The organism is Streptomyces sp. NPDC088246, assembly GCF_044741025.1.
Classification (GTDB): Bacteria; Actinomycetota; Actinomycetes; order Streptomycetales; family Streptomycetaceae; genus Streptomyces.
Genome location: NZ_JBIURV010000048.1, coordinates 1 through 11,976, shown reverse-complemented (window position 1 = coordinate 11,976; position 11,976 = coordinate 1). Strand labels below are relative to the sequence as shown.

12 protein-coding genes are annotated in these 11,976 nt (G+C 69.8%); 10 read left to right on the top strand and 2 right to left on the bottom strand.

What is annotated here, in order from left to right; translation table 11 throughout:
* Positions 1-30 precede the first annotated feature (30 nt).
* Positions 31-459 carry a metallopeptidase family protein gene (locus ACIPEK_RS37790; RefSeq protein ID WP_383067978.1) on the bottom strand — a complete coding sequence of 143 codons (429 nt, stop codon included), beginning with the start codon at positions 457-459 and terminating at the stop codon, positions 31-33.
* 322 nt (positions 460-781) lie between these two features.
* Between ACIPEK_RS37790 and ACIPEK_RS37785 the strand changes: the two genes are divergently transcribed.
* The 9 genes from ACIPEK_RS37785 (at position 782) to ACIPEK_RS37745 (ending at position 9,487) form a co-directional block, all read left to right on the top strand.
* Positions 782-1,159 carry a DUF3499 domain-containing protein gene (locus ACIPEK_RS37785; RefSeq protein ID WP_402005928.1) on the top strand — a complete coding sequence of 126 codons (378 nt, stop codon included), beginning with the start codon at positions 782-784 and terminating at the stop codon, positions 1,157-1,159.
* A 147-nt stretch (positions 1,160-1,306) separates the two neighbouring features.
* Positions 1,307-1,444, top strand: coding sequence for a hypothetical protein (locus ACIPEK_RS37780; RefSeq protein WP_402005997.1), 138 nt, complete (start codon positions 1,307-1,309; stop codon positions 1,442-1,444).
* 166 nt (positions 1,445-1,610) lie between these two features.
* A complete protein-coding gene (locus tag ACIPEK_RS37775; protein WP_402005925.1) occupies positions 1,611-2,984 on the top strand; it encodes a phosphomannomutase/phosphoglucomutase in 1,374 nt (457 codons plus the stop codon).
* A gap of 248 nt (positions 2,985-3,232) precedes the next feature.
* Complete coding sequence (locus tag ACIPEK_RS37770; RefSeq protein ID WP_030927015.1) at positions 3,233-3,415, top strand: Trm112 family protein; 183 nt, start codon at positions 3,233-3,235, stop codon at positions 3,413-3,415.
* A 58-nt stretch (positions 3,416-3,473) separates the two neighbouring features.
* The gene (locus ACIPEK_RS37765) at positions 3,474-4,610 is read left to right on the top strand and encodes an SIS domain-containing protein (protein WP_383067974.1); all 1,137 of its coding nucleotides are present in this window, start codon (positions 3,474-3,476) and stop codon (positions 4,608-4,610) included.
* 55 nt (positions 4,611-4,665) lie between these two features.
* Positions 4,666-5,847, top strand: coding sequence for a mannose-6-phosphate isomerase, class I (gene manA / locus ACIPEK_RS37760; protein ID WP_402005921.1), 1,182 nt, complete (start codon positions 4,666-4,668; stop codon positions 5,845-5,847).
* An 87-nt stretch (positions 5,848-5,934) separates the two neighbouring features.
* A complete protein-coding gene (locus ACIPEK_RS37755; RefSeq protein WP_402005918.1) occupies positions 5,935-6,957 on the top strand; it encodes a cation diffusion facilitator family transporter in 1,023 nt (340 codons plus the stop codon).
* A 296-nt stretch (positions 6,958-7,253) separates the two neighbouring features.
* Complete coding sequence (gene ahcY / locus ACIPEK_RS37750; protein ID WP_402005916.1) at positions 7,254-8,711, top strand: adenosylhomocysteinase; 1,458 nt, start codon at positions 7,254-7,256, stop codon at positions 8,709-8,711.
* A 164-nt stretch (positions 8,712-8,875) separates the two neighbouring features.
* Entirely contained in the window at positions 8,876-9,487 is a 612-nt protein-coding gene (locus ACIPEK_RS37745; protein ID WP_402005914.1) for a hypothetical protein, read from the top strand.
* Here ACIPEK_RS37745 and ACIPEK_RS37740 read toward each other — a convergent pair.
* Positions 9,484-10,410 carry an RDD family protein gene (locus ACIPEK_RS37740; RefSeq protein WP_402005911.1) on the bottom strand — a complete coding sequence of 309 codons (927 nt, stop codon included), beginning with the start codon at positions 10,408-10,410 and terminating at the stop codon, positions 9,484-9,486. The genes ACIPEK_RS37745 and ACIPEK_RS37740 overlap by 4 nt on opposite strands.
* Positions 10,411-10,531: 121 nt before the next feature.
* Here ACIPEK_RS37740 and ACIPEK_RS37735 point away from each other — a divergent pair, with 121 nt between their 5' ends.
* Positions 10,532-11,539, top strand: a complete 1,008-nt coding sequence (locus ACIPEK_RS37735) for a stage II sporulation protein M (protein ID WP_402005908.1) — start codon at positions 10,532-10,534, stop codon at positions 11,537-11,539.
* The last annotated feature ends 437 nt before the right edge of the window (positions 11,540-11,976 follow it).

The window sequence follows — 11,976 nt, the reverse complement described above, 5'->3', positions numbered from 1 at the left end:
CGGGCGCCGGGCCCGCTCGTACCGCCGCTCCTACTCCTGCCCGTACCGCGGATCGACCGACTCCGGCGAAAGACCGAGCAGGTCCGCGACTTGCTCCACCACGACCTCGTGCACCAGCAGGGCGCGCTCGTCGCGGCTCTTGGTGCGGATCTCGACGGGCCGCCGGTAGATGATGACCTGTGCGGGCTGGTCCTTCTCCGCCGAGACCGCACGCCCCAGCGGTACGGTCTCCTCCTGAGTCCCCGGCACATCGAGCACCATGAAGTCGACATCGGCCAGCTGCGGCCAGCGCCGCTCCAGCCGTTCCACCGAATCCTGCACGAGATCACGGAAGTTCTCCGCCCTGCTGGCCGAGAGCGGCACCTGGGGCGGGGCGACGGGCCCGCGCATGCCGCGGCCATGGCGGTCACGACGGCGGGGGCGCGGCTCGGACTGGTGGGGAGGTACGGGACTGTCCATCACTGACGCAGGGTAACTCTCTGCGGCGCAGGTGGATCGCTGCTCCCTGACGGGGCGTCGGCATGTCCAATCCTGAACAATCCGGCCAGACGGGAGGCCGTTTCAGGCCCAGCTCCTGACCATTGATCTCCTGCTGAATGACAGCTTTTGTGTCGAGTGGTGACCGGAATCGTTGCCGATACGGTCTGCGCCTCCGGGTTCCTCCGCAGGTCAGGAGGACTGTCCGGAAGGCGGTTGTGCCGGAGGTCACAGGGCGACACGGTGGGGTGACCTGAGGGAGAGTCGTCGCAGCCCGCTCAAGAGTGCGGTACCGTCCAACATCGTGAGCCCTGTACGTCGCTGTTCGCGCACCGCGTGCGGCCGCCCTGCCGTCGCGACACTGACGTACGTCTATGCCGACTCGACTGCGGTCCTCGGCCCGCTCGCCACCTACGCCGAGCCCCACTGCTACGACCTCTGTGCCGAGCACAGTGAGCGGCTGACCGCACCACGTGGCTGGGAGGTCGTCAGGCTCTCCGACCCCTCCGCTCCCACGCGCCCCAGCGGCGACGACCTCGAAGCGCTTGCCAACGCCGTACGGGAAGCGGCGCGGCCGCACGACCGCGGAACCGACGGCAGGGGCGGCGGCCCGCAGGCCGCGGACCCGATGGAGGTCGGTCGCCGTGGCCATCTGCGGGTGCTGCGCTCACCGGACTCCTGAGCACGCCGTGTCGTTCGGCGCGTCCCGCCCATGATGTCCCGTTCAAGTTTTCGCGTACGAGTCATTGACCGAAGCTTGTCGTGGACACGGCTATTCCCTCTCTCATGAAAAGCAGCTTTCCGCATCACGGAATCCGGGGAGGTCTGCGTGTTTGTCCAGCAACTCGAACCCGTAGCCGATTCCCTGCTGCGCAAGGTGCTGCCGTGGAGCCTGGGACTGCTGCTTGTGATGTGCCTGATCGTGCTGGCACAGAGCACGGCGGCGCTGGGCTGGATGCTGCCTTGAGCGGCACGGCACTCAACCCCGCCTGGCAATGAGGACAAAGCGGCAACCGCCGCCCCGGTCACCGTGGGCACAGCCGGGCAACCGCACAGCCGCAAGACCCCACGGCCCGCCCGAACAGCCGCCGGGTAGTTTGGGCGGTCCGCAGAAATCTCAGGAGGACCGGCCCGTGGCTGCTGATCTGTCGCAGATCGTCAAGGCGTACGACGTGCGCGGAGTGGTGCCCGACCAGTGGGACGAATCGCTGGCCGAGCAGTTCGGGGCGGCGTTCGTCGAGGTGACGGGCGCGGACGCGATCGTGATCGGCCACGACATGCGGCCCTCGTCGCCCGGTCTCTCGGGAGCCTTCGCGCGCGGCGCCGCGGTGCGCGGCGCGGACGTCACACTGATCGGCCTCTGCTCGACCGACCAGCTGTACTTCGCCTCCGGCAGCCTCGGCCTTCCCGGCGCGATGTTCACCGCCTCGCACAATCCGGCGCAGTACAACGGCATCAAGCTCTGCCGGGCGGGCGCCGCACCCGTGGGCCAGGACACCGGACTCTCCGAGATCCGCGCCCTGGTCGAGAAGTGGTCCGAGACCGGCACACCGCAACCGGCCGCCACCCCCGGCACCGTCACCGAGCGCGAGACGCTCCCCGACTACGCCGCGCACCTGCTGTCCCTGGTCGACCTCGCATCGATCCGCCCGCTGAAGGTCGTCGTCGACGCGGGCAACGGCATGGGCGGCCACACCGTCCCCACCGTCTTCGCGGAGCTCCCCGTCGACCTCGTGCCGATGTACTTCGAGCTCGACGGCACGTTCCCCAATCACGAGGCCAACCCCCTCGACCCGAAGAACCTCGTCGACCTCCAGGCCCGCGTCGTGGCCGAGGGCGCCGACCTGGGCCTCGCCTTCGACGGCGACGCCGACCGCTGCTTCGTCGTCGACGAGCGGGGCGCGGGCGTCTCCCCGTCCGCGATCACCGCCCTGGTCGCGGCCCGCGAACTCGCCCGTAACGGCGGCAAGGGCACCGTCATTCACAACCTGATCACGTCCCTCTCGGTCCCCGAGGTCGTCCGCGAGAACGGCGGAACCCCGGTCCGTACCCGCGTGGGCCACTCCTTCATCAAGGCGGAGATGGCCGAGCACGGCGCGATCTTCGGCGGCGAACACTCCGCGCACTACTACTTCCGTGACTTCTGGAACGCCGATACGGGCATGCTCGCCGCGCTCCACGTCCTGGCCGCGCTGGGCGGCCAGGACGGCACGCTGTCGGAACTGGTGGCCCAGTACGACCGCTACACCGGATCCGGCGAGATCAACTCCACGGTCGCCGACCAGCCGGGCCGCACAGCAGCGGTACGTGAATCCTTCGCACCCCGCGACGGTGTCACGACCGACGACCTGGACGGCCTGACGGTCACGGGACCGGACTGGTGGTTCAACCTCCGAGCCTCCAACACGGAACCCCTGCTGCGCCTGAACGTCGAGGCCCGGGACGAGCAGACGATGACGGCGGTACGGGACGAGGTGCTGGCACTGGTCCGGGAACGGGCCTCGTAGGGCGAGCCCGGCGGTTCCGCCCTGTCCGGCGATTCCGGCCCGCCCGGCAATGCCGGCCTCCCCGGCGTTTGAGGAGCGGGAACCGGCCCGGGCCGGTTCGGGAAGGAGCAGGCAGGGGAACGGCCGGCCGCAGGCGCCCACCCCGCCCCCGGCCCGGGCCGCATCCCCCGCACCCCGGCGGTAGGCTGACGTCGCCCGATCCGCGCGAACCCGAACCGCTTGTTCGAATGCTTGAAGGGACTCACCCCATGCCGCTCGAAGCCGGCCTTCTGGAGATCCTCGCCTGCCCGGCCTGTCACTCTCCGCTCGACGACCGGTCGGCAGCCGACAGCCCCGAGCTGGTCTGCACCGGCACGGATTGCGGTCTGGCCTACCCGGTACGGGACGGCATCCCGGTCCTCCTCGTCGACGAGGCCCGCCGCCCCGCGTAACGGCATCCGCGCCCCGCGCCCCGCACGGTGATCAGCACGTGATCGGAGGACCGTCCCCATGCTCGACGAGTCGCTGCTCGACGCCCCGGAAGCCCTGGCCCGAGCCGACCGCCGCGGCCTGCTCCGCGGCGCCGCCGAGGCCGGGGCCCGGGTCCGTACCGCCGCCCGGCACGCGGCGGAGGCCGGGATCGCCGCACTGAACCCGGAAGGCCGTCCCCGCGCCGTACTCGTCGCGGGCTCCGGCACCGCCGCGTCCGGCGTCGCCGACCTGATCACCGCCCTGGCAGGCGCCTCCGCGCCAGTCACCCGTATCCACCCCTCCGGGGTCGCCCCCGCCGCGGGCGCGATGCGCTGGACGCTGCCCGGCTGGGCCGGCTCCGTGGACCTGCTGCTCATCGTCACGGCCGACGGTTCCGAGCCGGGCCTCTCCCTTCTCGCCGAACAGGCGTACCGCCGCGGCTGCAGCGTCGTGGCCGTCGCCCCCCGCCAGTCACCGCTGCGCGAGGCGATCGACGGGGCGCACGGACTCGTGGTACCGATGGCCTCCGCCCCGCACGGCGAGTACGACGCCGAGACGTCGGCCGCGGGCCCCGGCACGCTCTGGGCCCTGTTCACCCCGCTACTCGCGCTGCTCGACCGGGTCGGCCTGGTCACCGCGCCCGCCGAGGCGCTGCAGGGTGTCGCCGACCGCCTCGACCGCACCGCGGAACGCTGCGGTCCCGCCATCGCCACGTACAGCAACCCGGCCAAGACCCTCGCTGCCGAACTCGCCGACAGCCTGCCCCTCATCTGGACGGAGGGCGAAGCCGCGGCCCCGGTCGGCCGCAGATTCGCCGCCGTCCTGGCCGAGCTGTCAGGCCGCCCGGCCCTCGCCGCCGAACTCCCCGAGGCGCTTCCCGCTCACGGCGCACTGCTGGCGGGCACATTCGCCGCCGGCGCCGACCCCGACGACTTCTTCCGCGACCGGGTCGACGAGCCGGAGCCCCTGCACGCCCGCGTCGTACTGCTCCGCGACCGACCCACCGGCGGCCTGAGCGCCGGGCCAGCCGCCCGCGAACTGGCCCTCGGCCACGACACGGCGATCAGCGAACTCGAACCGGACGAGGGCACCGAGCTCGAAGCCCTCGCCGAACTCCTCGCGGTCACCGACTTCGCCGCCGTCTACCTGGCACTCGCCTCGGCAGCTCGCGCCTGACCGCCCGGGCCGACCTGCACACCTCCCGATCCACGCATCTCACAAGGACGAACTCATGGACCGGCTCTCCAACACCGTGCGCCCTTACGCCTGGGGCTCCACCACCGCCATTCCCGCGCTGCTCGGCATCGCCCCCACCGGCGAACCCCAGGCCGAGATGTGGATGGGCGCCCACCCCGGAGCCCCCTCCCGCCTCACCCGTGCAACCGGCACCGGAGAGACCGGCCCCGAGCAGCCTCTCACCGAGGTCATCGCCGCTGACCCGGAGCGCGAACTGGGCCGGGCCACCGTCGAGAGGTTCGGCCCCCGCCTGCCCTTTCTCCTCAAACTGCTCGCCGCAGGCGCCCCACTCTCCCTCCAGGTCCACCCCGACCTCGCACAGGCCGAGCAGGGTTACGAGGACGAGGAGCGCCGATCCGTCCCGATCGACGCACCCCATCGCACGTACAAGGACGCCAGCCACAAGCCCGAGCTGATCTGCGCGCTCACCCCCTTCGCCGGCCTGTGCGGCTTCCGCAGGCCCACCGAGGCCGCCGAGGCGATGGCGGCACTCGGCGTCGACTCCCTCAAGCCGTACGTCGACCTCCTCGGCGCCCACCCCGAAGAGGCAGCCCTGCGCGAGGTCCTCACCGCGATCCTCAGCGCCGACCCGACGGAGATGGCCGAAACGGTGAACCTGGCGGCGGCTGCCGCCGAACGCCTCGGCGGCGCCCACGCCCCGTACGCCCGGATCGCCCACCACTTCCCCGGCGACCCCGGTGTCATCGCGGCGATGCTGCTGAACTACGTAGAACTCCAGCCCGGCGAAGCCCTGTTCCTCGGTGCGGGTGTTCCGCACGCCTACCTCGACGGCCTCGGCGTCGAGATCATGGCCAACTCGGACAATGTGCTGCGCTGCGGACTCACGCCCAAGCACATCGACGTGCCAGAACTCCTGCGCATCGTCCGCTTCGAGGCGACCGACCCCGGCGTCCTGCGCCCCGAGGCGTCCCCGTCCGGCGAGGAGCTGTACGAGACGCCCGTGGACGAATTCCGGCTCTCGCGCTTCGACCTGTCGCCCGGCGCCGACTCCGTGGAGCTGACCAGGGACACCCCGCAGATCCTGCTCTGCACCGCGGGCGCGCCGAAGGCGGGCACGGTCGGTCTCACCCCCGGGGCCTCGGTCTTCGTACCCTCCGGCGAGAAGGTCGAAGTGTCCGGTACGGGAACCCTGTTCCGCGCCACTGTGGTGGCCTGACGTAACGTCCCCATCAGCGACTGCAACAATGTCCGGCCGTACCGCGGCGCCAGGGCCGCAGCACCGAAGAAGGGACACCAGGCACCCATGAGTGCGTCAGGCGGAACCAAGGCGATCGTGGCGGCACTCGGCGCCAACCTCGCGATCGCAGTGGCCAAATTCGTGGCGTTCCTGTTCAGTGGCTCGTCGTCGATGCTCGCGGAGAGCGTCCACTCGCTCGCAGACTCGGGCAACCAGGGCCTGCTGCTGCTCGGCGGCAAGAAGGCCCAGCGCGAGGCCACCCCCCAGCACCCCTTCGGCTACGGCCGCGAGCGCTACATCTACGCCTTCCTCGTTTCTATCGTGCTGTTCTCGGTCGGTGGCATGTTCGCGGTGTACGAGGGCTACGAGAAGATCAAGCACCCGCACGAGATCGAGGCCTGGTACTGGCCGGTCGGTGTGCTGATCTTCGCGATCATCGCCGAGGGTTTCTCCTTCCGTACGGCCATCAAGGAGTCCAACGAGACCCGCGGATCGCTCTCCTGGAGGGAGTTCATCCGCCGCGCGAAGGCCCCCGAGCTCCCCGTCGTCCTCCTGGAGGACTTCGGCGCGCTGATCGGTCTGGTCCTCGCCCTCGCAGGTGTCGGCCTGGCCCTCGGGACCGGCAACGGCGTCTGGGACGGAATCGGCACCCTCTGCATCGGTGTCCTGCTGATCGTCATCGCGATCGTGCTCGCCGCCGAGACGAAGTCCCTGCTGCTCGGCGAGGCCGCCGGCGCCGATCAGGTCGAGAAGATCAAGGCCGCGGTCGTCGACGGCGACACGGTCACCGCGGTCATCCACATGCGTACGCTCCACCTCGGCCCGGAAGAGCTGCTGGTCGCCGCCAAGATCGCAGTGCAGCACGACGACACGGCCACCGAAGTGGCCAACGCCATCAACGCCGCCGAGACCCGCATCCGCGCAGCCGTCCCGATCGCCCGGGTCATCTATCTGGAACCGGACATCTACAGCGAGGCCGCCGCCGCAGCCGGCACCAACCCCGGCAAGGCCCCAGGTGGAGCGCCCGACAACGCTCCCCGCGCGACCCCCGACGGAACTCCGGACACCTCGACGGATTCCGGCCACTGACCAACCCGCCTACACCTCCCAGCCACCTCCGACAGGCCCTCCCGCGCGCTCCCGGCATCGCCCTTCCGGCCAGTGACCGTCCAGGGCGGGCTGGGAGCGACTGGGCCGGTCGGTGTAGATTCGATGGCAGTGTCAGACGTCGCTGCTGATGGCGGTCGATCGGTCCTCATACGGGGACCGGCCGAGGGAGAGAGGGCCTCCGACGGACTGCGCTGCGAGCGCCCGGGCATTCGTGTGCCCGCCGCCGCAGAGCCAGCCGTGCCCACCTCGACACCCATCACGAGGAGCAGCCCGTTATGACGACGGTCGCCAATCGACAGGACTTCAAGGTCGCAGACCTCTCCCTCGCGGCGTTCGGCCGCAAGGAGATCACCCTCGCCGAGCACGAGATGCCCGGCCTGATGTCGATCCGCAAGGAGTACGCCGCCGCGCAGCCGCTGGCCGGCGCCCGCATCACCGGTTCGCTGCACATGACCGTGCAGACGGCCGTGCTGATCGAGACCCTGGTCGCCCTCGGCGCAGAGGTCCGCTGGGCCTCCTGCAACATCTTCTCCACCCAGGACCACGCCGCCGCGGCCATCGCCGTCGGCCCGAACGGCACCCCGGACGCCCCCGCGGGCGTCCCGGTCTTCGCCTGGAAGGGCGAGACGCTCGAAGAGTACTGGTGGTGCACGGAGCAGGCACTGACCTGGCCGAACACCCCCACCGGCGGCCCGAACATGATCCTCGACGACGGTGGTGACGCCACCCTCCTCGTGCACAAGGGCGTCGAGTTCGAGAAGGCCGGCGCGGCCCCGGACCCGTCGACCGCGGACAGCGAGGAGTACGGCCACATCCTCACCCTGCTGAACCGTACGCTCGGCGAGTCCCCGCAGAAGTGGACCCAGCTGGCGTCCGAGATCCGCGGCGTCACCGAAGAGACCACGACCGGTGTGCACCGGCTGTACGAGATGCACCGCGACGGCACCCTCCTCTTCCCGGCGATCAACGTCAACGACGCCGTCACCAAGTCCAAGTTCGACAACAAGTACGGCTGCCGCCACTCCCTGATCGACGGCATCAACCGTGCGACTGACGTGCTCATCGGCGGCAAGACCGCCGTCGTCTGTGGCTACGGCGACGTGGGCAAGGGCTGCGCGGAGTCCCTGCGCGGCCAGGGCGCCCGCGTCATCATCACCGAGATCGACCCCATCTGCGCCTTGCAGGCGGCGATGGACGGCTACCAGGTCGCCACGCTCGACGACGTCGTGGCCCAGGCCGACATCTTCGTCACCACGACGGGCAACAAGGACATCATCATGGCCGCCGACATGGCCAAGATGAAGCACCAGGCCATCGTCGGGAACATCGGCCACTTCGACAACGAGATCGACATGGCCGGCCTGGCGAAGATCGACGGCATCGTCAAGGACGAAGTCAAGCCGCAGGTCCACACCTGGACGTTCCCCGACGGCAAGGTCCTCATCGTGCTGTCCGAGGGCCGTCTGCTGAACCTGGGCAACGCCACCGGCCACCCCTCGTTCGTGATGTCCAACTCGTTCGCGGACCAGACCCTGGCCCAGATCGAGCTGTTCACCAAGCCCGAGGAGTACCCGACCGACGTCTACGTGCTGCCCAAGCACCTCGACGAGAAGGTCGCCCGTCTCCACCTCGACGCGCTCGGCGTGAAGCTCACGACACTCCGCCCGGAGCAGGCCGCCTACATCGGCGTCGAGGTCGAAGGCCCGTACAAGCCCGACCACTACCGCTACTGATCCCCCCCGCCAGCGACCACGCACGTCACCACCGGTCAGTGACGACCGGCCGCTGGCAGACGGAACAGCCTCAGCAGCAGCTACGAGCGCAGGCCCCCGCACCCCCGTGTCGGGGGCCTGCCCCGTACCGCACCCGCTCCGCCCGAGGAACCTCGAAGGACCCCATGCCCCGCGGCCGATATTCGCTCCATGATCTTCACGATCACACCTTCCTCGGCGAAGAACACTTCCAGTGCGCCCCCGGCCCCTCCGGTTGGCGCTACGTCTCCCGGACCACCGCCCCTTCCGGCGACCACCTCGGCTCCGTCGACCTCACCCTCGACGAACTGGGCCGCCCCATCCGGCTCGAACTCCACGCCGCGAGCTGGCAGGTCCGCGGCGCCGCCCTCGAAGGCGTCACCTGGGTCCGTACCGACCCGACCGGCACTCATGCCACCGAAGGCAATGTGCGCGCCCACGCCTTCACCGGCACATCCCCCGCATTCCTCATCGCGACCTCACGACTGCTGCGCCTCACCCCCGATTCCCCCGCGACCCGCGTCCGCCTGGTCGCCTTCACGGACCCGGTCCTCGCTCCCCGCACCGTCGACCAGTCCTGGGCCCTGGTCAACAGTGAAGCGCACGCCACTGACAACGGCCCTCTGACGGTGGACGAATACCAGGTCAGCGCCCTGGACACCGGCGAGCAGCACACCATTCACATTGCCGGCGACGTGGTCCTGTCGGCCCCCGGGATCGAGCTCGAAGACCTGGAGTCCCCGCCCTCGCCCCGCTAGGCAGGCGGCGCGAACCCCGTTGCAGCGGGTGCTGTTCCGCCCGCCTCCGCTGCCGGGACCACGGGAACACCCGCTGCCGCACCTCCCGTGGACGGCCCGGACCCCACCGGCACGGAAGCAATAGCCCCACCCGCCTGTACTCCGCTCCCCGTCTGTACTCCGCTCCCCGTCTGCGCAGCGACGAACACCCGCCGCGCATCCCGCGCCTGCCGCTCGTTCACCACCGCCGCCAGGTACGCCCCGGCGGGCACCCCCTCGGGCACCGGAACCCCGGTCCTCGTCGCCAGCTGAACAGCCAGCTGCTCAGCCATGGACAGGCCCACCTGCGCGTCGAGCTGATGCATCCGCGTCAGGTACTGGCGTATCGCCAGCCACAGACCGTCCGGCACCGCTGACAGATCCAGCCCCGTGAACCGCCCGACCAGCCACGGCGGCGGAGGTGGCACAGCAGCAACTCGTCCCGCCGACACACGCTCCCGTACAACAAGCGTCCCCGCGAACACGTCCCCGAGCCGCCGCCCCCGGGCCGACACCAGCGAGGCGATACAGGCGACAACCCCGAGCGTCATCAGAATCTCGACGACCCCCATGGCCCCGCGCACCAGCGCATGCCGAAAACGGATCGGCCCCCCGTCGTCCCGGACCACCCGCAGCCCGCACGCCAGCTTCCCCAGTGAACGCCCATGGCTGAGCGTCTCCACCGCGATCGGCCCGCCCACCAGCACCAGCAGAAAGGACGCGACGGATACGGCCGCGAGTGCCGCGTCATCCAGCGTCGCCGTCGCGATGGCCAAACCGATCGACATCAGAACGAACGCCGCCCCCACCACGGCAAGATCGATGGCCAGCGCCAGCGCTCGGCTGGGCAATTTCGCCGGACGCAACCCCAGTACGACCGCGTCCCCGGTCACGAGCTCACTCATCGCCGCCCCATCCTTCGCCGATCTTCCCTGCCCCTGGGGACCTCAGTCTGCCAAGCTGACCCGCAGCGCGCCGCCCGTAGTACGAACCCGTACGCACCCATGCCTGGAGCAGCAGCCGACCATGGACCTCGACGTTTTCGTGACCGCCCACCGCACCGAGTGGGACCGCCTGGACCATCTCCTGCACCGCGGGCGCCGGCTCACCGGTGCGGAAGCCGACGAACTCGTCGAGCTCTACCAGCGCACGGCCACCCATCTCTCCCTCCTCCAGTCCAGCGCCCCGGACCCGATGCTCACCGCGCGCCTCACCCAGCTCGTGGCCCGTGCCCGATCCACGGTCACAGGCACCCGCCGCGCCTCCTGGCGAGACGCCACACGCTTCCTGACGGCCGGCTTCCCCGCCGCCGTCTACCGGTCCAGGCACTGGTGGATACCCACGGCCGTCCTCTCCACGCTGTTGGCCGCAGTCATCGGCTGGTGGATCGGCACGCATCCAGAAGTCCAGTCGGCCATCGCGGCTCCGGACGACCTCCGCCGCCTGACCAGCCCGGGCGGGGAGTACGAGACCTACTACTCCAGCCACCCGGCCGCATCGTTCGCCGCCCAGGTATGGACGAACAACGCCCAGGCCGCAGCCATGTGCCTGGTCCTGGGAGCGTTCCTCGGCATCCCGGTGATCTGGATCCTCTTCGTCAACGTGCTCAACCTTGGCGTCGGCCTCGGCCTGATGTCCTCAGCCGGCCGGCTCGACACCTTCCTGGGGCTGGTTCTCCCACACGGCCTGCTCGAACTCACTGCCGTCTTTGTCGCAGCGGGTACGGGCCTGCGCCTGGGCTGGACGGTCATCGACCCGGGCCCGCGCACCCGCCGCTCAGCCCTCGCCCAACAGGGCCGGGCCGCGATCGGCATGGCCATCGGCCTCGCACTGGTCCTGTTCGTCTCGGGCGTCATCGAAGGCTTCGTCACCCCCTCCGATCTCCCGACCTGGGGGCGCATCACCATCGGCATTGCGGCCGAGCTGGCCTTCCTCGCGTACGTCTACATCCTGGGCGGCCGAGCAGCGCGAGCAGGCGACCGGGGCGACGTCGATGCCACGGAGCGCAGCGCCGAGCTCCCGGTCGCTGCCTGATGTGCGTACGACCCCGCTGACCTGCTAGTCTCCTCTTCGCCCCGAAAGACCGTTGACATGGTCGGCCAGGGGAGGTAGATTTTAACGGTTGCGTCGGACTGGACAGGTCCGATCCCAACGGTTAACGTCTTCCTCGCTCTCACCGGAAACTGGATTTCCGCAGAGCCATTGATTCTCTGATTCCGAATCACGCAGCCGATCAAATCAGCTGAATGCTTCTGGTAAAGTCGAGTCAGCCGAAAGGCAAAGGCCACTCCAAAGGCCACCGGAATTCAAATTCGGACCGGAAACGGAACGGAAATGAAGTCTGGTAAGGTTGGAACCGCCGGAAAGGGAAACGCAAAAGCGAAGAACTGGAAAGCGACCCCGCTTCGACCGGGAATCGGACACGAAAGAGTCTGATAGAGTCGGAAACGCAAGACCGAAGGGAAAAGCCC